This window comes from Enterobacter cloacae complex sp. S2 (genome assembly GCF_015159675.1).
Lineage (GTDB): Bacteria > Pseudomonadota > Gammaproteobacteria > Enterobacterales > Enterobacteriaceae > Enterobacter > Enterobacter intestinihominis.
The window spans coordinates 56,762-80,656 of the sequence record NZ_JADDTS010000019.1; the positions used below are offsets into that span (position 1 = coordinate 56,762).

Sequence of the window (23,895 nt, forward strand, 5' to 3'; positions counted from 1 at the left end):
TGTCTCTCTCAGAGGTGGGAAACCGGCGGTATGACGCCCGGTTGTAGGTAGTGTTCGATACGCAGTAACTGGTCAGTCAGTAAAAGCTCGCGATTGAGACCGGTTACTGTCAAAAGTTGTTCACGACTCTGGCAGATATCATGAAGGATAGCGTGCAGCGACTGCCCTGACAGGCGATTCGCCAGCGTGGTGACCAGCGCCCACACGTCAGGGTTAGTCAGAAGCGTAGCCCCCTGCTGAATTTTGAGCGCATCCAGCAGCAGCGCGGCCAGCCAGTGCAGCCGTTCCGGAGCCTGATCGCTGTTCAGCGCTGGCAGCACGCTCAGCCAGTCATGGCTGTCGAGGGCTGATTCAACCGCACGACACAGCGTTTCACGCTGGGACCACACCTCGGGCTGTAATAAGGCCAGCGCAGCCGCAGGCGCACCGCTGCACAGGCGCAACGCTGAGAGCGCCGCGTCTTGTGACACCGTCACTTCCCGCTCAAGCCAGGCGAGTGCCCAGGATTCCTGAGGGACAGCAAGGTGGTGAAGACGGCAGCGACTGCGCAGCGTCGCCAGCAAGCGTTCCGGCTCGCGGCAGGAGAGGAAAAACCAGGTGTTTTCTGGCGGCTCTTCCAGGGTTTTTAACAGCGCGTTGGCTGCGGCTTCCGTGAGCAGCGCGGCATCTTTCAGCCACACCACTTTCGCCCCCCCCAGACGCGCATATTCGTACAGTTTCTCACTGACCTCACGCACCGCGTCGATACCGAGCGTATTTTTGCCCTTCTCAGGTTCGAGGGTGTAATAGTCAGGATGCGTGCCCGCCTGCATGAGCTGGCAACCCCGGCACTTACCGCAGCTTTTATGTCCTTCCGGCTGTTGGCACATCAGAAAGCGGGTGATGGCGTAAATCAACGCATCATCACCCATTCCCGGCAGCGCCTGGATCAGTAACGCATGATGCCCCCGACCAACCTGATAGCTGCCGATCAGCTGTTCAAAGTGTGGGCGCAACCATGGATACCATTTCATGCCTGCTGCTCCTGTAGCCACTGCGTAACGGTCTGCTGAATATCACATGTAACGTCTTCAAGGGATTGCGTCGCATCGATGGTACGAATGGTCTTGTCCTGCCCGGCCAGTTCCAGATAACGCGCACGGGTGCGGTTAAAGAAATCAAAAGACTCCTGTTCAATGCGGTCCAGTTCGCCGCGGGCACGGGCGCGCTTCAGGCCCACCTCAGGGGTTACGTCCAGATACAGCGTCAGGTCAGGACGGAAATCGCCCAGAACCGCGTCGCAAAGCGTAGCCAGCATGGCCTGATCGATACCCCGTCCACCGCCCTGATACGCCTGGGTTGAGAGATCGTGGCGATCGCCAATCACCCATTTCCCTTCTGCCAGAGCGGGTTTGATCACCGTCTCCACCAGCTGAACGCGCGCCGCATAGAACATCAGCACTTCCGCTTTGTCGGTAATAACTTCATCGCCAACGGATTTGATATCCAGAACCAGGCTGCGCAGTTTTTCCGCCAGCTGCGTACCGCCCGGCTCGCGGGTGAAGACCATGTCGGCGACGCCAAGAGATTTCAGCGTATCCACCACCACGTTACGGGCGGTGGTTTTGCCCGCCCCTTCGAGTCCCTCAATGACAATGTATTTACTGCGCATTTTTTTCCTTAAGTGCCTTCAGATAGTCCTGAACGGAGCGATTGTGACTGGCCAGGTTGGTATTGAACGTATGCCCCCCTTTTCCGTCAGCCACAAAATAGAGATACGGCGTTTTGGCCGGGTGCGCGGCGGCCTTCAACGATGCTTCACTCGGCGTCGCAATCGGTCCAGGCGGCAGGCCGCTAATCACGTAGGTATTATACGCCGTTGGCGTTTCCAGATCTTTTCTGGAAATCCTGCCGTTGTAGTTTTCGCCCATGCCGTAGATGACGGTAGGATCGGTTTGCAAACGCATGCCGATGCGCAGACGGTTAATAAACACCGAGGCAACCTGGTCACGTTCGGCAGCAACGGCCGTCTCTTTCTCGATGATCGAGGCCATCGTCATGAACTGGTTTTGATCTTTATAAGGCAGGCCCTCTGCTCGCCCTTTCCACGCAGCGTCTACCGCCGCGACCATTTTGTTGTGCGCGCGCTTCAGAATTGCCACATCCGTCGTGCCTGCCGTATACATCCACGTATCGGGCCAGAACCAGCCTTCCACCCACTCGGGATGTTCGAATTTTAAGGCGTCTGCCACGGTCTGGTAGCGGTCATCTTTCAGCGTATGCTTGATGTACGGCGCGTCACGCAGTTGCCTGAGATAATCGCTCAGACGCATACCTTCCACAAAACGCAATGGGAACTGGGCTTCTTTACCACTCTCCAGCAGTTGCAGCATCTCGCGCACGGTCATGCCAGGGGTGAAACGATAGGTACCGGCCTTGAAATGGGACAGGTCCGGCTGAATACGCAGCAGCCACTGGAATACGCGTGGACGATTGATAATTTTGTCGTCATACAGCTGCTGACCAAGCGCCTGCCGCCCGGTCCCCGCTTTCAGGGTAAAAATCGTCTCGTCTTTAATCAGGATCTGACTTTCAGCCAGCTGACGGACTTTCCACACTCCCGCTCCGCCAGCGATTCCGAACGCAACGATAAGAAGGAGGACAAAGCGTAACATTTTCTTCATGACTACCTGGTTTGCTCACATAACGGGGCCAGAAACTGGAACAGCTCGCGGGATGACCAGCACTTGCGGTCATAAGCGCGAACGGGGACAACGGGCATCAGCGCATTGCAGATAACAACTTCTTCGGCAGCCAGCAGCGCCTCTTCCTTAGCGTTAACTTCGACAACGCGAAAGCCTGCGCGTGCCAGCTGTTGCAAACAAAATTGCCGCATAATGCCGTTGACTCCGGCCTGCTCCAGCGAAGGCGTGAATACGTCACTGCCCTTCCGCCAGAGTAAATTAGCCGCACAGCATTCCGTAATGTACCCTTCGCTGTCAAGAACCAGCGCCTCCCCGGCCTCCGTCTGCTCAAGATGAGTACGAATAAGCACCTGTTCAAGACGGTTAAGATGTTTTATGCCAGCGAGCATCGGGTTTCGCCCCAGACGTACCGGGCTAAGCGCCAGGACTACGCCCTCTTCACGCCAGTGCGCGTAATGGGAAGGATAATCTGAAACGGAAAGGATCCGCGCAGGATGCTGGCAGGCAGAACCGCTATAGCCCCGACCACCGCTGCCGCGGCTGATAATGACTTTCAGGACGCCGCTTGCTTTCTCTGACGCCAGCCGACGCATTTCACTTTCAAGAATGTCCCACTGCGAGAAGGGGATCAGTAATGCTTCGCAGGCTTTTTGTAAACGAAGGATATGGGCCCCGAGCAGGCACACGCCACCGTCGAGAATACGCGCGGTCGTGAAACAGCCATCGCCAAACTGGGTCGCCCTGTCGCTTGCCGGCAGCATTTCTTGCTCAAGGCCATTAATTAAAAACATAGTGGCTCCTTATGCATGGAGGCTCAGTCTGGCAGGATGTGGGTAGCCGGACAAGGGGATATCACCTAATAAAAAAGGCCCGGCAAGCGGACCTTTATTATCGTCAGCGACTAACCAGACTCAGACCTTTTTGAAGATCAGAGAACCGTTAGTCCCACCGAAGCCGAAGGAGTTACACAGGGTGTACTCCATACCGCTAACCTGGCGCGCTTCGTGGGGAACGAAGTCCAGATCGCAACCTTCATCTGGATTATCCAGGTTGATGGTTGGCGGTACAGCCTGATCGCGCAGCGCGAGAATAGAGTAGATTGATTCTACTGCACCCGCCGCACCCAGGAGGTGACCGGTCATGGATTTCGTGGAGCTCACCAGTACACGGCTGGCAGATTCGCCGAAGATAGACTTAACCGCCTGCGCTTCTGCTTTATCGCCCGCAGGGGTAGATGTCCCGTGCGCGTTAACGTAGCCAATCTGTGCCGGCGTAATGCCCGCATCACGGATGGCGTTTTCCATCGCCAGCGCAGCACCTGCGCCGTTCTCTGGAGGAGACGTCATGTGGTAAGCATCGCTGCTCATGCCAAAGCCAACAACTTCAGCATAAATTTTCGCGCCACGTTTTTTCGCGTGTTCGTACTCTTCCAGTACGATCATGCCTGCACCGTCACCCAGCACGAAACCGTCACGGTCTTTATCCCACGGACGGCTCGCCGCCTGAGGATTATCGTTTCGGGTAGAGAGCGCTCGCGCTGCACCGAAGCCACCGACGCCCAGCGGGGTACTGGCTTTTTCAGCACCGCCCGCAACCATAGCATCTGCATCGCCGTACGCGATGATACGCGCGGCCTGGCCGATGTTATGCACGCCAGACGTACAGGCTGTCGCGATTGAGATGCTTGGGCCACGCAGGCCGAACATAATGGTCAGGTGACCTGCCACCATGTTTACAATCGTAGACGGAACGAAGAACGGGCTGATTTTACGCGGGCCGCCATTCACCAGAGATGTATGGTTTTCCTCGATCAGGCCAAGACCGCCAATCCCGGAGCCGATAGCAGCGCCGATACGGGTAGCGTTCTCTTCCGTAATCTCAAGGCCAGAATCCTGCATGGCCTGAACGCCAGCGACAATTCCATATTGAATGAAGGCATCCATCTTGCGCTGTTCTTTGCGCGAGATGATCTCTTCACAGTTAAAATCCTTTACTAAGCCAGCAAATTTCGTTGCATAGGCGCTAGTATCGAAATGGTCGATTAGGCTGATGCCGCTCTGACCGGCAAGGAGAGCTTTCCAGGTGGACTCTACGGTATTGCCGACAGGAGACAACATGCCAAGTCCGGTCACAACTACACGACGCTTAGACACGTTTGTCCTCCAGGGAGGGATAAAAAAAGAGATTCGTGGGACTACAAAAGATAAAACTCAGGCGGTCGAATGACCGCCTGGAGATGTTCACTTACGCCTGGTGACCGTTGATGTAATCAATGGCAGCCTGAACGGTGGTGATTTTCTCAGCTTCTTCGTCCGGAATCTCAGTATCAAACTCTTCTTCCAGAGCCATTACCAGCTCAACGGTGTCAAGAGAATCTGCGCCCAGGTCTTCAACAAAGGAAGCGGAGTTCACAACTTCTTCCTGCTTAACGCCCAGCTGTTCGCCGATAATTTTCTTAACGCGTTCTTCGATAGTGCTCATACTCTTAAATTTCCTATCAAAACTCGCTTTCGCGATGGTTTTCGTAGTGTATAAAATGTTGAAAAATTTGCAACTAAATCCCGGCAGGTCTTACCACGATTTTACGTTATTTTGAGGCCATTTGCCCAAATAACGCAAATATTTTCGATCGTGATTAAACCATGTACATCCCGCCGTTGACGTGGAGGGTTTCACCAGTGATGTAACCCGCTTCGTCAGAGGCTAAAAATGCAACCGCGCTGGCGATTTCTTTAGGGTCGCCAAGACGACCCGCTGGAACTGCCGCCAGCGTACCCGCACGCTGATCATCGGTCAGCGCACGCGTCATGTCCGTTTCAATAAAGCCCGGAGCAACAACGTTTACAGTAATTCCGCGGGACGCGACTTCGCGCGCCAGCGACTTACTGAAACCGATCAGACCTGCTTTCGCCGCAGCGTAGTTAGCCTGACCAGCATTTCCCATGGTACCAACCACAGAACCTACAGTGATAATACGTCCATGACGCTTTTTCATCATAGCGCGCATTACCGCTTTTGACAGACGGAATACCGATGACAGGTTGGTTTCGATAATATCGTTCCACTCATCATCTTTCATTCGCATCAACAGGTTGTCGCGAGTGATCCCGGCATTATTGACCAGAATATCCACTTCGCCAAACTCTGCGCGAATATTTTCCAGAACAGATTCGATAGATGCTGGTTCAGTCACATTCAGTACCAGACCTTTGCCGTTCGCACCCAGATACTCGCTGATGGCCTGTGCGCCATTCTCGCTGGTCGCAGTCCCGATCACCGTCGCGCCGCGCGCAACCAGTGTTTCAGCAATAGCACGCCCGATACCGCGGCTTGCGCCGGTCACCAGGGCAATTTTTCCTTCAAAACTCATGGTATTCCTCTTTTATTGCGAGAGTGCCGCTTTCATTGCTTCCGGCTCGTTAATCGCCGAGGCAGTCAGGGTGTCTACAATACGTTTTGTCAGACCGGTAAGTACCTTACCTGGACCGACTTCATACAGATGTTCAACGCCCTGAGACGCCATAAATTCAACGGTTTTGGTCCACTGAACTGGGCTGTAGAGCTGGCGAACCAGCGCGTTACGGATAGCCTCCGGCGCGGTTTCGCACTTCACATCAACGTTATTCACAACGGAAATCGTCGGTGCGTTAAAGGTCATTTTTTCCAGCTCAACTGCCAGCTTATCGGCAGCGGGCTTCATCAGCGCACAGTGAGACGGCACGCTCACCGGCAGCGGCAGTGCACGTTTTGCACCCGCAGCTTTACAGGCAGCGCCTGCACGCTCAACCGCTTCTTTATGACCCGCGATAACTACCTGGCCTGGCGAGTTAAAGTTTACCGGAGAAACGACCTGACCTTCAGCAGATTCTTCACAGGCTTTAGCAATAGAAGCATCATCCAGACCGATGATGGCAAACATGCCGCCCGTGCCTTCTGGCACCGCTTCCTGCATAAACTTACCACGCAATTCAACCAGACGGACCGCGTCAGCGAAGGCAATCACCCCTGCGCAGACCAGCGCAGAGTATTCACCCAGGCTATGACCCGCCATCAGCGCCGGCGTTTTGCCGCCCTGCTGCTGCCATACGCGCCACAATGCGACGGAGGCTGCCAGCAGTGCCGGTTGAGTCTGCCAGGTTTTGTTCAGCTCTTCAGCTGGGCCCTGCTGGGTCAGCGCCCACAGATCATAACCCAGCGCGTCAGAAGCTTCACGGAAAGTCTCTTCAATAACCGGATAGTTTGCTGCCATTTCAGACAACATCCCAACAGTTTGTGAGCCCTGTCCCGGGAACACAAAAGCAAATTGCGTCATTTTTTAATCCTTATCCTAGAAACGAACCAGCGCGGAACCCCAGGTGAACCCGCCACCAAAGGCTTCAAGCAAGACCAGTTGGCCCCGTTTAATTCGTCCATCGCGTACCGCTTCGTCAAATGCGCACGGTACAGATGCCGCAGAGGTGTTGCCGTGGCGATCAAGCGTCACCACAACGTTATCCATAGACATGCCCAACTTCTTCGCCGTCGCGCTGATAATACGCAGGTTAGCCTGATGCGGTACCAGCCAGTCGAGTGCGGCGCGATCCAGATTGTTCGCTTCCAGCGTCTCATCAACAATGTGAGCGAGTTCGGTCACGGCCACCTTGAACACTTCATTACCCGCCATTGTCAGGTAAATCGAACTGTCCGGATTAACGCGATCGGCGTTAGGCAGCGTTAACAGCTCGCCGTAGCGACCGTCAGCGTGCAGGTGCGTGGAGATGATGCCTGGTTCTTCGGACTGCCCCAGCAGCACCGCGCCCGCGCCATCGCCAAAAATAATGATTGTGCCGCGATCGGTTGGATCGCAGGTACGCGCCAGCACATCAGCACCGATCACCAGCGCATATTTTACGGCACCCGATTTAACATACTGATCGGCGATGCTCAGCGCATAGGTGAAACCCGCGCACGCCGCTGCAACATCAAATGCCGGGCAGCCTTTGATGCCGAGCATGTTCTGCACCTGGCACGCTGCGCTTGGGAAGGCATGCGTGGCAGATGTTGTCGCCACCACAATAAGCCCGATCTGTTCTTTATCAATGCCAGCCATCTCAAGTGCTCGCTGAGCGGCTTCGTAGCCCATGGTGGACACAGTTTCGTCTGGCGCGGCGATACGACGTTCACGGATACCTGTGCGCGTGACAATCCACTCGTCAGACGTATCTACCATTTTTTCAAGATCGGCGTTGGTACGCACTTGTTTTGGCAGGTAGCTGCCGGTACCTAAAATCTTCGTATACATGTACGCTCAGTCACTTTTAGCTAATACAGATCCCAGGCGAGCGGCAATCCTCTGAGGGACTTGTCGCTGCACCGCCTGCACTGCCTGTTCAATCGCGACGGTAAATGCTCGCTGATTGGCGGCGCCATGACTCTTAATCACGATGCCGCGCAATCCTAACAGACAGGCGCCATTATACTGGTCGGGGTTGAGGTGACTGAATCGCCGCGTCAGGCTTTTTTGTAACCAACGCTTTAATAAAATCAGCCACCAGGACCTTTTTTTACCTTCTCCCTGCGATTTCAGCAGAGAAAGGAACATTCGTACGACCCCTTCCATGGTCTTCAACGTCACGTTTCCGGTGAAGCCATCACACACTAATACATCCGTTTTGCCCGTCAGCAACTCATTGGCTTCGAGATAACCAATATAGTTGATGGAGGGAACCTGTTTGAGTATTTCCGCAGCGTCGCGGATACTGTCCAGGCCTTTGGTCTCTTCTTCACCAATATTCAATAACGCAACGCGGGGATTGGTAATCCCGACCACGTCTTCTGCCAGCACCGACCCCATCACGGCAAACTGAGCCAGCATTGTACTATCACAATCTACGTTAGCGCCCAGATCGAGCACCACCGTTTTGCCCTTCTGCTGATGCGGTAACACCGTCACCAGCGCCGGACGCTCAATGCCCTCAATCGGCTTGAGCAATAATTTCGACAGCCCCATCAGCGCGCCAGTATTTCCCGCGCTGACGCAAGCCTGCGCTCGCCCTTCTTTCACCAGCTCCAGCGCCATTCGCATAGAGCTGCCGCGGCTATTACGAATAGCCTGCGATGGCCGGGCATCACTGGCAATAACTGACTGCGCAGGAATAATCTGCAGACGCGAACGTTGTTCAAAGTCAGCTTTTGCAAGTAATGGCGTGATTGTGTCGGGATTACCGACTAAAAGAAGTGTGAGTTGCGAATTAGAATTCAGTGCCTGCAATGCTGCAGGCACTGTCACGGTAGGGCCAAAATCTCCCCCCATGACATCTAACGCCAGGGTTAGACGTGTCAAGGTATCGTCGCAGCCTGGTTCGGTAAACTCCCCGTTTTCACGGGGAAGTTCCTCACTAAGCCTAATCACGCTGACGCGTGATTACTTAGTGATAACCTTGCGGCCGCGGTAGAAACCGTCAGCGGTGATGTGGTGACGCAGGTGTTTCTCACCAGAAGTCTTGTCTACAGACAGGCTGGTAACTGCGGTCAGCGCGTCATGGGAACGACGCATGCCACGTTTGGAACGGGTTGGTTTATTCTGTTGTACGGCCATGGACCTTACTCCTCAATTACTTACGCTTTAAGCTGGCTAATACGGCAAATGGATTTGGTTTTTGCGCTTCATCAGGCAGTTCCCCAAAGACCATGTCCGCCTCGGACACTTCACAGTGTTCAGAATCATGCACCGGAACGACTGGCAGGGAGAGGATGACTTCATCTTCAACCAGCGCCAGAAGATCGATTTCACCGAATTCGTTAACCTCAATCGGTTCATACGCTTCCGGGAGTGCTTCAGCCTGTTCGTCAGAACGAACCGGACTGAAACAATACGTTGTGTGAACATGCTGTACAAACGGTTTCCCGCAGCGCTGACATTTGAGCGTTACCGTCACCTTTGCATCACCGGTTAAAACGGCGAGGCGCTGGTTGTCGATAGCGAACGACATGGAGCACTCTACATCACTGTCCACACTGACTACGGATTCGGCAATACGCTCAGCCTGATCGGAAGAATAGATTCCTTCGTAATCGAGGCGTTTTTGAGCCGTACGAACCGGATCAAGAGTCAGGGGTAATTTTACCTTTTGCATAGGGCGCGCATATTAACTTTGTAACGTCATAGAGTCAAAGAAAAAGGCAACCAGAGCTGCCTTTTGCCAATTATTCGCACACATTGCGGCCTGTAGTTTAAAATGGCTGGCATCGATACGCTATATCTGGTGATAAAAATATGCCAAATCTCGTCCTTGCTTCCACTTCACCTTATCGCCGAATGCTGCTGGAAAAGCTCGGGATCCCGTTTGAATGCGCCGCGCCGGAGGTGGATGAAACGCCACAGCCGGGCGAGTCACCGCGTCATCTGGTGACCCGTCTCGCGAAAGAGAAAGCACAGTCGCTGGCCGTACGTTACCCCGCTCATCTGATTATAGGCTCCGATCAGGTTTGTGTGCTGGACGGCGAAATCACCGGTAAACCGCATACGGAAGAAAACGCCTACCAGCAGCTTTTGCGTGCGCGAGGCAGTATCGTGACCTTTTATACCGGCCTGGCGCTTTATAATTCGGCCTCCGGTCATCTGCAAACCGAGTGTGAGCCATTTGATGTGCACTTCCGTCATCTCAGCGAGGAGGAGATTATGGATTACGTACGTCGGGAACGTCCTCTGAACTGCGCAGGGAGTTTCAAAAGTGAAGGGCTGGGAATTGCACTGTTCGACAAGCTGGACGGGCGGGATCCCAACACGCTGGTGGGGTTGCCGCTGATTGCGCTGTGCCAGATGTTAAGGCGAGAAGAGTGTAATCCGCTGACGATGTGATTTTTGCCCAGCGGCGCTTCGCTTGCATGGGCCTACGGATTTCGTAGGCCGGGTAAGCGCAGCGCCACCCGGCACATAATCAACCGCGCAGAACTTTCAGGCAGCGTTTCAACTGATCATCCAGCGGCGCTTCAATACGGATAACTTCACCGGTATTAGGATGGGTAAACTTCAGCGCTGCCGCATGCAGGAACAGACGCGACAGCCCCGTACCCGCCAACTGCTTATCAAACTCGCGATCGCCATAGCGATCGTCGAACGCAATCGGATGGCCTGCGAACTGGGTATGGACGCGAATCTGGTGAGTACGCCCCGTCACCGGACTACAGCGCACCAGCGTGGCGAATTCGTAGCGCTCTTCTACTTTAAATCGCGTCTCAGACGGTTTCCCTTCCTGATTAACACGAACAATGCGCTCACCGCTTTGCAGAATATTTTTCAGCAGCGGCGCCTGCACCACTTTCACGTGGGACTGCCACTGGCCGCGCACCAGCGCCAGATAATCTTTCTGCATCCCTTTTTCGCGCAGCTGTTCATGCAGGGAACGCAGTGCAGAACGTTTTTTCGCCACCAGCAGCACGCCTGAGGTATCACGGTCAAGACGGTGAACCAGTTCGAGGAAACGCGCTTCCGGGCGCAGCGCACGTAAACCTTCGATCACGCCGAAGCTCAGACCGCTCCCCCCGTGTACCGCCGTTCCGGACGGTTTATTCAGCACCAGAATGTGGTCGTCCTCATAAAGGATAACGTCACTCAGGGCCGCGACTTTTTGCAGCTTCGGAGAAACGACCTCTTCTTCACGCTCTGCAACACGTACCGGTGGAATGCGGACTTCATCGCCCGCCTCGAGCTTGTACTCGGGCTTCACACGTTTTTTGTTCACCCGCACCTCACCCTTACGCAAGATGCGATAAATCATACTTTTTGGCACACCCTTCAATTGGGTGCGCAAAAAATTATCGATACGTTGCCCCGCCTCGTCGTCGGCGATGGCAACCATTTTTACGGCTGGAGTCTCTGTTTTCATGGTTGGCGATTCTAAATAGCGTCTGACATTAGCGCCACTCATTTTTCTATGCTTATATTTACTTTTATCCGGACCACTCTCCTTTCGCGCAATCGATTTGGTGGTTATTAAACCAATCACCCCGTTGAAGTGAAGAAACTGTGAGTAACCGGGTGATAATTGGTAAAAGTCATCTTGCTATAACCCGGCGAGCAGTGGAATAATGAATCCGTTTTCCGCGTTAAATCCGGGTTTTGTAAGGATGTCGACGGAATGACCAATTTTGTCTGACCGATCATCCACGCAGCAATGGCGTAAGACGTATTGATCTTTCAGGCAGTTAGCGGGCTGCGGGTTGCAGTACTTCCCGGTATAAGGATTGTTCTCTGGAGAGTTTTCCCAGGCAATTCCCCTGATAATTGCGCTGTGTTTCCCTATGAAATACAGGCAACCGACACTCTGCGCCTCTTAAGCGAGCGACAACCGTGAGGTTGGCGACGTGAATAGACACGAGGCCATCGGTTCATACCCCGGAAAGCGTCACCTTGCCCGCAGCTTTGTCGTCAATGTAAGAATAACGAGTAAGTTACGATGAAAAGAATGTTAATCAACGCAACTCAGCAAGAAGAGTTGCGTGTCGCCCTTGTGGATGGGCAGCGCCTGTACGATCTGGATATCGAAAGTCCTGGACACGAACAGAAAAAAGCGAACATTTACAAAGGCAAAATCACCCGCATTGAACCAAGCCTTGAAGCTGCATTTGTCGATTACGGTGCTGAGCGTCACGGTTTCCTTCCTCTCAAAGAAATCGCCCGCGAATATTTTCCTGCAAACTACAACTCCCATGGCCGTCCGAACATCAAAGATGTTCTGCGTGAAGGTCAGGAAGTTATCGTCCAGATCGATAAAGAAGAGCGTGGCAACAAAGGCGCCGCGCTGACCACCTTTATCAGTCTGGCAGGAAGCTATCTGGTATTGATGCCAAACAACCCGCGTGCGGGTGGCATCTCTCGCCGTATCGAAGGCGATGACCGTACCGAGCTGAAAGAAGCACTGGCAAGTCTTGAACTGCCAGACGGCATGGGCCTTATCGTGCGCACCGCAGGCGTTGGCAAATCTGCCGAAGCGTTGCAGTGGGACCTGAGCTTCCGCCTGAAACACTGGGAAGCCATCAAGAAAGCGGCAGAAAGCCGTGCTGCGCCGTTCCTGATCCACCAGGAAAGCAACGTCATCGTGCGTGCCTTCCGTGATTATCTGCGTCAGGACATCGGTGAAATTCTGATTGATAACCCGAAAGTGCTTGAGCTGGCTCGCCAGCACATCGCCGCGCTGGGTCGCCCGGATTTCACCAGCAAAATTAAACTGTACACCGGTGAAATCCCGCTGTTCAGCCATTATCAGATTGAATCCCAGATCGAGTCTGCCTTCCAGCGTGAAGTGCGTCTGCCGTCCGGCGGTTCTATCGTTATCGATACCACCGAAGCGTTGACCGCCATCGACATCAACTCCGCGCGAGCAACCCGCGGCGGCGACATCGAAGAGACCGCCTTCAACACCAACCTTGAAGCCGCTGATGAAATCGCCCGCCAGCTCCGCCTGCGCGACCTGGGTGGTCTGATCGTTATCGACTTCATCGACATGACCCCGGTTCGCCACCAGCGTGCGGTTGAAAACCGTCTGCGTGAAGCGGTGCGCCAGGATCGCGCGCGTATCCAGATCAGCCATATTTCTCGCTTTGGCCTGCTGGAGATGTCCCGTCAGCGCCTCAGCCCGTCTCTGGGTGAGTCCAGCCATCACGTCTGCCCGCGCTGTTCCGGTACAGGTACCGTTCGTGACAATGAATCTCTCTCCCTCTCTATTCTGCGTCTGATTGAAGAAGAAGCGCTGAAAGAGAACACCAAAGAGGTTCACGCTATTGTTCCGGTGCCGATTGCCTCCTACCTGCTGAACGAAAAACGTGCAGCGGTGAGCGCAATCGAAGCGCGTCAGGGCGGCGTTCGCTGCATCATCGTGCCAAACGACGAGATGCAAACCCCGCACTATCACGTGCTGCGCGTGCGCAAAGGCGAAGAGACAAGCACCCTCAGCTACCTGCTGCCGAAGCTGCATGAAGAAGAAATGGCGCTGCCGTCTGATGAAGAGCCTGCCGAGCGTAAACTGCCTGAGCAGCCAGCTTTAGCGACCTTCATCATGCCGGAAGCACCGCCAGAAGCGACGCTGGAAAAACCAGCGGAAAAACCTGCTGTGCAGAAAGTGGCTCCTGCCGCGCCAAAAGCGCAGCCTGAGCAGCCTGGTCTCCTGAGCCGCATCATCGGTGCGCTGAAAAAAATGTTTGCCGCCGAAGAAGTTCAGCCTGAGGAGCCGAAAGAAGCGCCAAAAGAAGCGAAACCAGAGCGTCAGCAGGACCGTCGTAAGCGTCAGAACAACCGTCGTGACCGCAACGACCGTGGCGATCGTAATGAGCGCCGTGATAATCGTTCCGATAACAACGAAGGTCGTGAACAGCGCGAGGACAACCGTCGCAACCGTCGCGAGAAGCAACAGCAGAACGTTGAAGATCGTGAGATTCGCCAGCAGGCGGGCGATGAGTCCGAGAAGAGCAAACAGCGTGACGAGCAGCAGCCTCGCCGCGAGCGTAACCGTCGTCGTAACGATGACAAACGCCAGGCTCAGCAGGAAGTCAAAAACCTGAATCGCGAAGCGCCTGTAGAACAGCAGGACACTGAGCAGGAAGAGCGTACTCAGGTTATGCCGCGTCGTAAGCAGCGCCAGCTGACCCAGAAAGTACGTGTGGGTGTTGTTCAGGCCGAAGAAAACGACGTTATCGCGGTTGAAGCGGCTGAAAGCACAACGGGCACTCAGGTTGCGAAAGTTGACCTGCCAGCCGTAGTGGAAAATCAGGTTGAGCAGGACGAAAGCAGCGAAAACCGTGATAACGCAGGTATGCCGCGTCGCTCCCGCCGTTCTCCACGCCATCTGCGCGTGAGCGGTCAGCGTCGCCGTCGTTATCGTGACGAGCGTTACCCGACCCAGTCTCCAATGCCAATGACCGTGGCGTGCGCGTCACCTGAGATGGCATCCGGTAAAGTCTGGATCCGTTATCCGGTTGCACGTCCGGAGCAGGCTGTTGAAGAACAGGCTGTTACCGAAGAGGTGATTGCACCGGTCGTCGCGGTGGAAGACGTCGTGACTGAAGCGGCAACCGTGGTCGAACCGCAGGTTGTTGAAACAGCGCCGCCGCAGGCTGTGGAAGTGGAAACGACCCATCCTGAAGTGATTGCTGCGCCGGTTGATGCCGCACCGCAGATCATTGCCGAAGAAGATACCGTGGTGGCTGAAGAAGTCGCGGAAGACGCTAAGCCTGTATCCGCAGCAGAAGAGCCCGCAGACGTTGCCGTCGAAACGGTGACGGAAGAGGTTGTTCAGGACGTCGAGATTCAGGTTGAACCTGTTGTCGAAGAGGTCAAAGCGCCTGAAGTGAAATCTGAGCCGGTTGAGATCGTTGAAGCTGTAGCGCCTGCTCACATTGCTACCGCGCCAATGACTCGTGCCCCGGCACCTGAGTACGTGCCTGAAGCACCACGCCATAGTGACTGGGTTCGTCCGGAATTCAACTTCGAAGGTAAAGGTGCTGCCGGTGGTCACAGTGCGACGCACATGGCTACTGCCCCAGCTACTCGTCCTCAGCCTGTTGAATAACGCACGCTAAGACTGAAAGCCGACCTTCGGGTCGGCTTTTTTATGGCTGTTGCAGGGGCTTTCTCATCCCGGTGACCTCCGGCATTATCTGCCGCATCAGCTCCAGAAAACGCCGCAAGCGCGCCGGATAATAGCGTGACCAGGGATAAACCAGATGTACCGGTAGCGCTGCTGGCTGCCACTCTGGCAGTAAATGCACCAGTCGCCCTTCCCGAATATCATCCTGTACCGTCCAGCTGGATACCACCGCCACGCCTAGCCCGGTGAGTGCCGTATTGCGCGCTACATACAGGCTGTCGGTACTCAGGCGTGGCGTAATGGTAACTCTCGCCTGGGTGGGTGTTGCCTCGTGGAAGAGCTCCACATGGCGTTGATAAAAAGAGCTGATGGCAATCCAGGGGAGATGTTGCAGATCGTCCGGCGTGTTAACCGCGGGAAAACGGGCCAGGAGTGCCGGTGACGCTACCACCGAGCGCGGCACTTCAGCCAGTAGCACAGACACGGTTGCCGGATCGACTTCCACGCCCACCCGAATAGCACAGTCAAGGTTGTCGCCTAGGAAATCAACCGAGCGATCGTTAAGCATCCATTCGATTGAGAGTAGCGGATAGCGCTGCAAAAATTCGGTTAACGGTTTTAGTAGCTGATCCTGGCCAAACGCGTGAGGGGCGCGCACCCTCAGCACCCCGACCGGTTCATCTTCCGTCTGCCCCACCTCGTCTTCCAGCGCCAGCCAGCTGTCAATCACCCGTCTGGCATGCTGATAGCAGCGTTCACCGTCATCGGTCAGCCGTGTCGTATGGGTTGTGCGCAGCATCAGGCGCACGCCCAGCATGGTCTCGAGCGACTGCAACCGTCGGCTCACCGTGGCCTGGGTTGTTGCCAGCTGACGTGCCGCCGCAGAAAGGGACCCCGCCTCCACAATGCGAACAAAGGTTCGCATCAGTTCTACACGATCTATACGCTCAGTCCGTTTCATATCATTTGCACCTATACGCTACACGTATAAGCGTTTTACCACCGCGCCCGCTACCGTCGCAAGGCGTACTGATAAAAAATAGCCGCACACGACGAATGAGGAACATCTTATGAACACAACCGCCACCCGGGCCGTAAGCCGCTGGGTAATCTTAATGCTGGCGCTCGGTGCGGGCTTCAGCGTGGCATCCATCTATTATGCCCAGCCTCTGCTGCCGCTGATGGGCTCAGACCTGCACCTGAGCATCGAAGGCATGGGCATGGTCCCGACGCTCACCCAGGCGGGTTATGCCTTAGGCATCCTGTTTCTGCTCCCGCTCGGCGATCGTTATGACCGCAGAACGTTGATCCTGATAAAAAGTGCAGCTCTGGCGCTGTTCCTGCTGGGTTGTAGCCTGACTGGACAACTGCATTCCCTGCTGCTCACCAGCCTGCTGATTGGCATGGCCGCCACCATGGCGCAGGATATTGTCCCGGCCGCAGCGATCCTCGCGCCGGAAGGCAAACAGGGAAAAACGGTCGGCACGGTGATGACCGGCCTGCTGCTGGGGATTTTGCTCTCCAGAACCGTGAGCGGCGTGGTGGGTGAAGCCTTTGGCTGGCGAGTGATGTATCAGCTGGCCGCCGCAAGCATTGCCTTTATCGGCGTGGTGATGTGGGCCGTACTTCCCCGCTTCGCCGTTCATTCCACGCTGAGCTACCCGGCACTGATGCGCTCCATGGAACACCTCTGGCGTCGCTACCCGGAGCTGCGTCGGGCTGCGCTGGCTCAGGGTTTTCTGTCGATTGCCTTTAGTGCATTCTGGTCGACGCTGGCGGTCATGCTGCTGGAACGGTATCACCTTGGCAGCGCCGTGGCGGGTGGTTTTGGTATTGCCGGAGCCGCAGGCGCGCTGGCCGCACCGCTGGCAGGCGGTCTGGCCGATAAGCTGGGCGCCGGTAAAGTGACCCAACTGGGTGCCGCGCTGGTGACCCTCTCGTTTGCCCTGATGTTCCTGATGCCAGCCCTGGGTGTACACGGCCAGTTGCTCCTGATTGCCCTCTCCGCGGTCGGTTTTGATCTCGGTTTGCAGTCCAGCCTCGTGGCGCACCAGAACCTGGTCTACAGCCTTGAGCCGCAGGCCCGCGGACGCCTGAACGCCCTGCTGTTTACCGTCATTTTCATCGGAATGGCGCTGGGTTCGGCATTAGGCAGCAATATCTATACGCTGGCAGGCTGGTCTGGCGTGGTGGCTCTGGCAACCCTGTGTGGTGCCATTGCGCTGGCTATCAGAGTGATTGAAAGCGCCCGGGTGGTGTCCGCACAGGCAGAACGTGTGTAAAAAAAATGCCCAACCCGGACGGGTTGGGCAGTCAAAACATGCCCAGTTTCAAGACATGTCAAACAGGTCAGAGTCTTATTTGTTCATCTGGAACAAAGACATACCCTGCATATCGCTAAAGGCTTTATACGAGGCCTGCAACGCCGCCTGCTGCATGGTGTAGGACGAAATCACCGAGTTCCAGTCCACGTCAACCAGGTTACTCATCTGCTGCGTCTGACCCAGCGCGCGGTCTTCACCCAGAGCGTCCAGCTTGCCCAGCTCATCCAGCTTGATGCCGAGGTCGGCGCGCACGGTCAGCACGTTGTTGAGGGAGTTGCTCAGGCCACGGTTGGCTTTATCAATAGCCGCCGTAAATGCTTCAGCCTTCGTTTCGTCATCGCCAATCGGCTTATTCAGCGCTTCAATTGCGGAGTCGAGGATCTTGAACAAATTCGTTTCCGGCGTACTACCATCTGGCTCTGGCTTCGCATTGCTGGTGAAGCTATCGAAAACTTCAGTGCCCGTATGGCTGATTTGCATCGTGCGCGCAGAGTCAACCTGCTGGCTGATTGGCGTTCCGCCGCCCTTATAATCACCCGTAGCCTGGTCGAAAGCCGCCGCTTCGGTTTTGTAACCGGAAAAAATATAGCGACCGTTACCGTCCGTGCTGTTAGCCAGGTTCATGAGCTGATCGCGAATACCTTGCAGGTTCGTTGCCAGCGAAGCGCGGTCATCGTCACTTAACGTACCGTTGCCCGCATTGACAATCTTTTCCTGAGCAGCCTGGATAGCGGTTGTCACTTGCGATAACACGTTTTCTTCCAGCGAGACTTTCGTCGTAGCGAAGGAGCGCGCCAGCGCATACTGGCTATTTTGCGTTTGGGCCTGAGAGAGCACAACGGCCTGCGAAGCGGCAATCGGATCGTCAGACGGACGGTTGATACGCTTCCCCGTAGACATCTGCTCGCCGTAGCTGAGCCAGAGGCTTTGGGAGTTCGTCACGCCGCGCATGCTTTGCTCATACATCATTTGAGTACTAATACGCATTTTTTATGCCTCAGCCTTAGCGGATATTGATCAATGCATCAAACAGCGTGCTCGCCGTTTGCAGCACCTGCGCATTCGCCAGATAGTACTGCTGATAGCGTTGCAGGTTGCCATACTCTTCATCCAGGTTAACCCCGGAGATTGACTGCTGTTGTTTGGTCAGCTGCGTAACAACGTTAACTTTGGTTTCGCTGCTGGTTTTCAGCGACGCCGTGGTGCTGCCCACCGTACTGACCAGCGCGGCATAAGCATCGTTAAAGGTTTTGTTCCCCCCCACCAGCTTGGCGCTCTGCAAATCCAGCAGCTTTTGGCCATTGGTATTGTCGCTTTCTCCGCTTCCTTGCGCGGAAGCCATCGCCAGTTTGGATTCGTCGCTGATCGCAACGTCCATATTCACGATAACGTCATTCACCGGCTTCACGATAAAGCTGTCTTTATTATTGGCCGAGCCGCTAATGTTGACGTTGAGGCCATCAAACGACAGATTACCGCTGGTATCCGGCATAGCCGTGAAGCTGGTGTTGTCTGACAGACGGGTGATGGTCCAGTCAGTACCGTTATACTCAACTTTGTAGTTTGTCGCCTGGACCTTGGTACTGTCCGTCATCGTTGCCGTCACGGACGCGCTTCCGGTGTTCTTACCGTTACTCAGCACTGCCGGGGAGCCAAAATCAAACAGCTTGCCGCCTGGGTCCCCGTTGGCATCAAAGCCCGCCTGGTGCTGGGTATTCATGGCATCCGCAAACGCCAGCGCCATCTGGTTAAGCGTATTTCGCGCCTGATCCAGATCCTGAGAACGGAACGTTAACAGCCCCCCAAGCGACCCCGTGGTGATCTGTTTTTCTGAGATCTCCACGTTGCCTGCTGCGGCATCCACATACGCAATCGTTGTACGTGCAGGGTCCGCGCTGGATTTCACCGCAGCCAACTGGCTGGCGTTGCTGCCCTGTACCAGGGTGTAGCCGTTGGCGATAGAGATGTTGTAGGTGCCGCTGTCCTGTACGGTCACGTCCACACCGACAATTTTGTTCAGCTCACTCACCAGCTGATCGCGCTGATCGAGCAGTTCGTTCGGGGATGCGCCCGCCCCTACGCCAGTCAGCCGGGAAATCTGATCGTTAAGGTTGGCAATCTGCTTCGCATAGTTATTGATCTGATCGACGCTGGTAGAAATCGCCGTATTGACCTGCGCATCCTGATCGCGGAGATATTGATCGTTAGTTTTGAACTGGTTTACCAGACCATCTGCCTTCCCGAGTACCGTCTGGCGTGCAGCCGGATCTTCTGCGTTACTCACCAGCGTTTGCAGGCTTTTAAAGAAATCCTGGAGGTTGGCAGAAAGCGAGTTCGTGGTATCCGACAGCACGTCGTCAATTTTCGACATCTGCTGGTAGCGCGTGGTCAGGCCGCTGCTCTGGTTCTGCGCCGCGCGCAGCTGGTTGGTAATAAACGCATCATATTCACGCTGAACGCCGGAGACATAGACCCCGTTACCCACCCAGCCGCCGCCGGTCAGGGTGCTGTTTGATGCGCCCAGAATGGTAGTCTGGCGGGTATAACCTGCCACGTTGTAGCTTGAAATATTATTACTGACGGTATTGAGTGCCGACTGCGCAGCACTGAGGCCACTCATGGCGCTGTTAATCAAACTGGACATGGGGGTTCCTTTTATACGTTCAGACACGAGTCCTGATGAAGGTTATCGGCAACCTCCACCGGGACTTGAGAACTTTCAGAACAGATTTTCGAGATCTGTGCTATACGCTTTGCTGACCTTCTCAGACATGGATTTCAGCTGCTGGATCATGCTGGTCAGCTTGCGTGCATAGTTTGGATCGGTCGCGTAGCCGGCATTCTGCAATGCCTGAGCGCCCTGCTCTGGCGTGGTGGCCTGGGTCACGGCGGTGTAGCGCGGATTCCGGCTCAACAGCCCGACATAATCCGACAACGCTTCCAGATACGAGCTGTAGACGCGGAATTTGGCTTTCACCTTCACTGCCGCACCGTTCTCATATTCGGTGGTGGTAATTTCCGTGGTCGGCCCCTTCCAGCTGGAGGTGGCCTTCACGCCAAAGATGTTGAAGCTCGGCTCGCCGTTCTCCCTGCGGATCTGACGTTGCCCCCAGCCCGACTCCAGCGCCGCCTGCGCCAGAATCAGATGGTGTGGCACGCCGCTTTCTTCACTGGCAAGACGTGCCGGCAGGGAGAGCTGCGCCAGGAAGTCTTTGCTGTCGCCGGAGAGCGGCTCGTCACGCGCTTCTGTCGGCTTCGGCATCGCCTTACGCACCATCTGGGTCAGCGCCTGATTTTGATAACTGGTCACCTTTTCCAGATCAAACTTCAGCGGCACCTGCGGCGGAGCCTCTTCAGGTGGCAGCCCCTGAGCGGCTGCGGTCTGTTTCACAATCATGTCCGCCAGGCCGAGCCCCTTTCCGGCGGTCATTTGCTGGGCAATCTGCTGATCGTACATGCTGGTGTAAAGCCGTGTGGAATCGCTGCTGAACATGCCATCTTTCGGCAGGGTTTCACGCATGCTTTTCAACATCATCTGCACGAACATGCCTTCCACCTGACGGGCAACCGGGCGGATATTCGCCGCCGGATCATTGCCCGCTTTGGTTTTCAGCTCGTTGAGCGACTGGGCATCCCAGGCGGCACTGGTCAACAGTTTGCTATCGGTCAGCATTTAGATGATTTCCAGTTTAGCGCGCAGGCAGCCTGCACTTTGCATGGATTGCAGAATGGACATCAGATCCATTGGCGTTGCACCCAGCGCGTTCAGGGCACGCACCACGCTGTTCAGGTTGGCGCTGGAGCGCACGCTCTGCAACGATCCGCCGCTCTGTCGTAAATCAATCTGCGTTTGCGGGGTCACTACCGTCTGACCGCCACCAAACGGGGTATCCGGCTGGCTGACGTTGGCCGAGCGGTTAACCGTGACGGAGAGATTGCCCTGAGCCACGGCGCAGCTGTCCAGCGTCACTTCGCGGTTCATCACCACCGATCCGGTACGGGAGTTGATAATGACTTTTGCATCCTGCACCGACACGTTCACTTCCATATTCTGGATATCGGCCAGCATCCGCACCTGGTTGCTGCTACCGGTTGACGTGCGGATCTGCACGGTGCGGGCATCCAGCGCGGTGGCACTGCCGTAACCCCGGCTGCGGTTGATGGTGTCAGCAATCTGCTGCGCCATCGTGAAGTCTTCGTTATTCAGTTGCAGGTTAATGGTGTTGCCGGTGCCGAACTGGGTCGGCAGCTCACGTTCGATGATCGCGCCGTTGGTAATACGTCCCCCGTTCAGCTGGTTCACCTGCACGCTGCTGCCGCCCGCCGACGCACCTGCCCCGCCAACCAGAATGTTGCCCTGCGCCAGAGCATACACCTGGCTGTCGACGCCTTTCAGCGGCGTCATCAACAACGTACCGCCGCGCAGGCTTTTGGCGTTACCCATCGACGAGACAACCACGTCGATGGTTTGCCCCTGACGCGCAAAGGCCGGATAAGACGCGGTCACCATCACCGCCGCCACGTTTTTCAGCTGCATGTTGGTCCCCGCCGGTACGGTAATACCGAGCTGAGAGAGCATGTTGTTCAGGCTCTGGGTGGTGAACGGCGTCTGGGTCGTCTGGTCACCCGTCCCATCCAGCCCCACCACCAGGCCGTAGCCAATCAGGGAGTTTTCGCGCACGCCCTGCACGCTGGTGAGATCGCGAATGCGATCGGCCTGCGCAACGGTAGCGACCAGCGACAGCGCCACGGCGAAGAGAAATTTATACATAGGTCACCTCGCTTACATCGGCGATAAGTTAAGGAAGAAGCGTTGCAGCCAGCCCATATTTTGCGCTTCGTTGATGTAGCCGTTGCCGACGTACTCAATGCGCGCATCCGCCACCTGTGTGGACGGTACGGTGTTGGTGCCGCTGATGGTGCGAGGGTTAACCACACCGGAGAAGCGAATGAATTCCGTACCCTGGTTAATGGCGATCTGTTTTTCGCCCACCACGTGCAGGTTGCCGTTCACCAGAACCTGGTCAACCGTTACCGTCAGCGTTCCGCTGAAGGTATTGCTGGCGTTCGCGCCACCTTTACCGTTAAAGGTGTTGCCGCCGGAGGCTTCCACATCCGCACGGGCGTTGCCGAACAGCCCTTGCAGATAGCGCGGTACGGTGTCGAAGCCAAAATTGGTTTTGCCGTCGCGGCTGGCGTTCGCCGACGAGCTCTTGCTCGCGCTGACGTTTTCCTGCAACACAATGGTCAGCGTATCGCCGACGTTACGCGGACGACGGTCTTCAAACAGCGGCTGATAACCGTAGTTAATCGGCTGCGCGGTCTGGAAAATAGAGCCGTTCACCACCGGCGAAGGGCCGGGAACGGGTTGGGCGGTAGTCGCACCCTGTACCAATGGTTTAGACGGGATCCAGGCACACCCGCTGAGGGTGACAGCCAGAACAGTCAGGATCGGATAACGAAACGCCGCGTTTTTTTGCATTGCCTTCATCTTCGAAAACAGGGAGCCGGTGCGACGTTTACCGCACCGGGCTACACCTTAGAGTTGCGTCAGTTTTTGCAGCATCTGGTCGGTCGTCGACACTGCTTTACTGTTAATTTCATAGGCGCGCTGGACCTGGATCATATTCACCAGTTCTTCCGCCACGTTAACGTTCGAGGTTTCCACATACCCCTGGTACAGCAGCCCCGCACCGTTCAGGCCGGGGGTACTTTCATTTGGCGTGCCGGAAGACTGCGTTTCGGTGTAGAGGTTCTCACCGATGCTTTCCAGTCCGGTATCGTTCATGAAGGTCGTCAGGTTGAGCTGACCAACCTGAACCGGCGCGGCCTGACCTTGCTGAGTGACGCTGACGATACCGTCACGGCCAATGGTGATGCTCAGCGCGTTCGCCGGGATGGTGATCGCAGGCTGAACCTGGAAGCCGCCCGCCGTCACCAGCTGACCATTCTGATCCACCTGGAACGAACCATCGCGGGTATAGGCGGAGGTCCCGTCAGGCAGTTGCACCTGGAAGAAACCCTGACCTTTGATGGCAACGTCTTTGCTGTTGTTGGTCTGGGACAAGTTGCCCTGGCTGTGCAGACGCTCGGTGGCGACCGGGCGTACGCCGGTACCAATTTGCAGACCGGACGGCAGCGTGGTTTGCTCAGAAGACTGCGCCCCTGGCTGACGAATCGTTTGATAAAGCAAATCTTCGAAAACCGCACGCTGGCGCTTGAAACCATTGGTGCTGACGTTTGCCAGGTTGTTGGCAATTACATCCATATTGGTTTGCTGTGCGTCCAGACCGGTTTTCGCGATCCATAAAGAACTGATCATAG

At 55.6% G+C, this 23,895-nt stretch carries 23 protein-coding genes; 3 read left to right on the forward strand and 20 right to left on the reverse strand.

Annotated features, from left to right (window positions below):
* Positions 1-8 precede the first annotated feature (8 nt).
* The 12 genes from holB to yceD all read right to left on the reverse strand — a co-directional run bounded on the left by holB (position 9) and on the right by yceD (position 9,799).
* Positions 9-1,013, reverse strand: coding sequence for a DNA polymerase III subunit delta' (gene holB / locus IPZ49_RS10415; RefSeq protein ID WP_022647744.1), 1,005 nt, complete (start codon positions 1,011-1,013; stop codon positions 9-11).
* Positions 1,010-1,651, reverse strand: a complete 642-nt coding sequence (gene tmk, locus IPZ49_RS10420) for a dTMP kinase (RefSeq protein WP_063146106.1) — start codon at positions 1,649-1,651, stop codon at positions 1,010-1,012. Before tmk ends, holB begins: the two co-directional genes overlap by 4 nt.
* Positions 1,641-2,663, reverse strand: coding sequence for a cell division protein YceG (gene yceG / locus IPZ49_RS10425; RefSeq protein WP_023305870.1), 1,023 nt, complete (start codon positions 2,661-2,663; stop codon positions 1,641-1,643). The genes tmk and yceG overlap by 11 nt, the downstream gene beginning before the upstream one ends.
* Before the next feature lie 2 nt (positions 2,664-2,665).
* Complete coding sequence (pabC, locus tag IPZ49_RS10430; RefSeq protein WP_023299796.1) at positions 2,666-3,475, reverse strand: aminodeoxychorismate lyase; 810 nt, start codon at positions 3,473-3,475, stop codon at positions 2,666-2,668.
* Positions 3,476-3,595: 120 nt separating this feature from the next.
* Positions 3,596-4,837 carry a beta-ketoacyl-ACP synthase II gene (fabF, locus tag IPZ49_RS10435; RefSeq protein ID WP_022647740.1) on the reverse strand — a complete coding sequence of 414 codons (1,242 nt, stop codon included), beginning with the start codon at positions 4,835-4,837 and terminating at the stop codon, positions 3,596-3,598.
* A gap of 91 nt (positions 4,838-4,928) precedes the next feature.
* The gene (acpP, locus tag IPZ49_RS10440) at positions 4,929-5,165 is read right to left on the reverse strand and encodes an acyl carrier protein (protein ID WP_003857954.1); all 237 of its coding nucleotides are present in this window, start codon (positions 5,163-5,165) and stop codon (positions 4,929-4,931) included.
* A gap of 154 nt (positions 5,166-5,319) precedes the next feature.
* Positions 5,320-6,054, reverse strand: a complete 735-nt coding sequence (gene fabG / locus IPZ49_RS10445; RefSeq protein WP_022647739.1) for a 3-oxoacyl-ACP reductase FabG — start codon at positions 6,052-6,054, stop codon at positions 5,320-5,322.
* Between the two features lie 12 nt (positions 6,055-6,066).
* Complete coding sequence (gene fabD, locus IPZ49_RS10450; RefSeq protein WP_063146107.1) at positions 6,067-6,996, reverse strand: ACP S-malonyltransferase; 930 nt, start codon at positions 6,994-6,996, stop codon at positions 6,067-6,069.
* A 15-nt stretch (positions 6,997-7,011) separates the two neighbouring features.
* Positions 7,012-7,965 carry a beta-ketoacyl-ACP synthase III gene (locus IPZ49_RS10455; protein WP_003857960.1) on the reverse strand — a complete coding sequence of 318 codons (954 nt, stop codon included), beginning with the start codon at positions 7,963-7,965 and terminating at the stop codon, positions 7,012-7,014.
* Between the two features lie 6 nt (positions 7,966-7,971).
* Entirely contained in the window at positions 7,972-9,006 is a 1,035-nt protein-coding gene (plsX, locus tag IPZ49_RS10460; RefSeq protein ID WP_152811225.1) for a phosphate acyltransferase PlsX, read from the reverse strand.
* Positions 9,007-9,087: 81 nt separating this feature from the next.
* Entirely contained in the window at positions 9,088-9,261 is a 174-nt protein-coding gene (gene rpmF / locus IPZ49_RS10465; protein WP_003857964.1) for a 50S ribosomal protein L32, read from the reverse strand.
* A gap of 16 nt (positions 9,262-9,277) precedes the next feature.
* The gene (gene yceD / locus IPZ49_RS10470) at positions 9,278-9,799 is read right to left on the reverse strand and encodes a 23S rRNA accumulation protein YceD (RefSeq protein ID WP_063146108.1); all 522 of its coding nucleotides are present in this window, start codon (positions 9,797-9,799) and stop codon (positions 9,278-9,280) included.
* 140 nt (positions 9,800-9,939) lie between these two features.
* On the opposite strand from yceD, the gene IPZ49_RS10475 reads away from it, so the two are divergent.
* Positions 9,940-10,524: a nucleoside triphosphate pyrophosphatase gene (locus tag IPZ49_RS10475; RefSeq protein WP_063146109.1), complete on the forward strand. Its 585-nt coding sequence runs from the start codon at positions 9,940-9,942 to the stop codon at positions 10,522-10,524.
* Between the two features lie 79 nt (positions 10,525-10,603).
* Here IPZ49_RS10475 and rluC read toward each other — a convergent pair whose 3' ends face one another.
* Positions 10,604-11,551 (reverse strand): 23S rRNA pseudouridine(955/2504/2580) synthase RluC, encoded by a 948-nt coding sequence (gene rluC / locus IPZ49_RS10480; protein ID WP_041907418.1) that lies wholly within the window; start codon positions 11,549-11,551, stop codon positions 10,604-10,606.
* A gap of 570 nt (positions 11,552-12,121) precedes the next feature.
* Between rluC and rne the strand changes: the two genes are divergently transcribed.
* Positions 12,122-15,229, forward strand: a complete 3,108-nt coding sequence (gene rne, locus IPZ49_RS10485) for a ribonuclease E (protein WP_023305866.1) — start codon at positions 12,122-12,124, stop codon at positions 15,227-15,229.
* Positions 15,230-15,269: 40 nt separating this feature from the next.
* On the opposite strand, the gene IPZ49_RS10490 is transcribed toward rne, so the two are convergent.
* A complete protein-coding gene (locus IPZ49_RS10490) occupies positions 15,270-16,208 on the reverse strand; it encodes a LysR family transcriptional regulator (RefSeq protein ID WP_063146110.1) in 939 nt (312 codons plus the stop codon).
* 109 nt (positions 16,209-16,317) lie between these two features.
* Between IPZ49_RS10490 and IPZ49_RS10495 the strand changes: the two genes are divergently transcribed.
* Positions 16,318-17,529, forward strand: coding sequence for an MFS transporter (locus IPZ49_RS10495; protein ID WP_063146111.1), 1,212 nt, complete (start codon positions 16,318-16,320; stop codon positions 17,527-17,529).
* Positions 17,530-17,604: 75 nt separating this feature from the next.
* On the opposite strand, the gene flgL is transcribed toward IPZ49_RS10495, so the two are convergent.
* The 6 genes from flgL to flgG all read right to left on the reverse strand — a co-directional run bounded on the left by flgL (position 17,605) and on the right by flgG (position 23,893).
* Positions 17,605-18,558 (reverse strand): flagellar hook-associated protein FlgL, encoded by a 954-nt coding sequence (gene flgL / locus IPZ49_RS10500; protein WP_063146112.1) that lies wholly within the window; start codon positions 18,556-18,558, stop codon positions 17,605-17,607.
* A gap of 16 nt (positions 18,559-18,574) precedes the next feature.
* Positions 18,575-20,215: a flagellar hook-associated protein FlgK gene (flgK, locus tag IPZ49_RS10505; protein WP_063146113.1), complete on the reverse strand. Its 1,641-nt coding sequence runs from the start codon at positions 20,213-20,215 to the stop codon at positions 18,575-18,577.
* Positions 20,216-20,290: 75 nt separating this feature from the next.
* A complete protein-coding gene (gene flgJ, locus IPZ49_RS10510) occupies positions 20,291-21,244 on the reverse strand; it encodes a flagellar assembly peptidoglycan hydrolase FlgJ (RefSeq protein WP_063146114.1) in 954 nt (317 codons plus the stop codon).
* Positions 21,245-22,342 carry a flagellar basal body P-ring protein FlgI gene (locus IPZ49_RS10515; protein WP_022647728.1) on the reverse strand — a complete coding sequence of 366 codons (1,098 nt, stop codon included), beginning with the start codon at positions 22,340-22,342 and terminating at the stop codon, positions 21,245-21,247. It abuts the gene before it with no gap.
* Between the two features lie 12 nt (positions 22,343-22,354).
* Positions 22,355-23,053 carry a flagellar basal body L-ring protein FlgH gene (flgH, locus tag IPZ49_RS10520; RefSeq protein ID WP_023299788.1) on the reverse strand — a complete coding sequence of 233 codons (699 nt, stop codon included), beginning with the start codon at positions 23,051-23,053 and terminating at the stop codon, positions 22,355-22,357.
* 57 nt (positions 23,054-23,110) lie between these two features.
* On the reverse strand, positions 23,111-23,893 hold the full coding sequence (gene flgG, locus IPZ49_RS10525; RefSeq protein ID WP_000625853.1) for a flagellar basal-body rod protein FlgG: 783 nt from the start codon (positions 23,891-23,893) through the stop codon (positions 23,111-23,113).
* Positions 23,894-23,895 lie beyond the last annotated feature (2 nt).

Coding starts and splice junctions, on each gene's coding strand:
- holB (WP_022647744.1), bottom strand. CDS start 1,013: ATGAAATGGTATCCATGGTTGCGCCCACACTTTGAACAGCTGATCGGC.
- tmk (WP_063146106.1), bottom strand. CDS start 1,651: ATGCGCAGTAAATACATTGTCATTGAGGGACTCGAAGGGGCGGGCAAA.
- yceG (WP_023305870.1), bottom strand. CDS start 2,663: ATGAAGAAAATGTTACGCTTTGTCCTCCTTCTTATCGTTGCGTTCGGA.
- pabC (WP_023299796.1), bottom strand. CDS start 3,475: ATGTTTTTAATTAATGGCCTTGAGCAAGAAATGCTGCCGGCAAGCGAC.
- acpP (WP_003857954.1), bottom strand. CDS start 5,165: ATGAGCACTATCGAAGAACGCGTTAAGAAAATTATCGGCGAACAGCTG.
- fabG (WP_022647739.1), bottom strand. CDS start 6,054: ATGAGTTTTGAAGGAAAAATTGCCCTGGTGACCGGCGCAAGCCGCGGT.
- fabD (WP_063146107.1), bottom strand. CDS start 6,996: ATGACGCAATTTGCTTTTGTGTTCCCGGGACAGGGCTCACAAACTGTT.
- IPZ49_RS10455 (WP_003857960.1), bottom strand. CDS start 7,965: ATGTATACGAAGATTTTAGGTACCGGCAGCTACCTGCCAAAACAAGTG.
- rpmF (WP_003857964.1), bottom strand. CDS start 9,261: ATGGCCGTACAACAGAATAAACCAACCCGTTCCAAACGTGGCATGCGT.
- yceD (WP_063146108.1), bottom strand. CDS start 9,799: ATGCAAAAGGTAAAATTACCCCTGACTCTTGATCCGGTTCGTACGGCT.
- IPZ49_RS10475 (WP_063146109.1), top strand. CDS start 9,940: ATGCCAAATCTCGTCCTTGCTTCCACTTCACCTTATCGCCGAATGCTG.
- rluC (WP_041907418.1), bottom strand. CDS start 11,551: ATGAAAACAGAGACTCCAGCCGTAAAAATGGTTGCCATCGCCGACGAC.
- rne (WP_023305866.1), top strand. CDS start 12,122: ATGAAAAGAATGTTAATCAACGCAACTCAGCAAGAAGAGTTGCGTGTC.
- IPZ49_RS10490 (WP_063146110.1), bottom strand. CDS start 16,208: ATGAAACGGACTGAGCGTATAGATCGTGTAGAACTGATGCGAACCTTT.
- IPZ49_RS10495 (WP_063146111.1), top strand. CDS start 16,318: ATGAACACAACCGCCACCCGGGCCGTAAGCCGCTGGGTAATCTTAATG.
- flgL (WP_063146112.1), bottom strand. CDS start 18,558: ATGCGTATTAGTACTCAAATGATGTATGAGCAAAGCATGCGCGGCGTG.
- flgK (WP_063146113.1), bottom strand. CDS start 20,215: ATGTCCAGTTTGATTAACAGCGCCATGAGTGGCCTCAGTGCTGCGCAG.
- flgJ (WP_063146114.1), bottom strand. CDS start 21,244: ATGCTGACCGATAGCAAACTGTTGACCAGTGCCGCCTGGGATGCCCAG.
- IPZ49_RS10515 (WP_022647728.1), bottom strand. CDS start 22,342: ATGTATAAATTTCTCTTCGCCGTGGCGCTGTCGCTGGTCGCTACCGTT.
- flgH (WP_023299788.1), bottom strand. CDS start 23,053: ATGCAAAAAAACGCGGCGTTTCGTTATCCGATCCTGACTGTTCTGGCT.
- flgG (WP_000625853.1), bottom strand. CDS start 23,893: ATGATCAGTTCTTTATGGATCGCGAAAACCGGTCTGGACGCACAGCAA.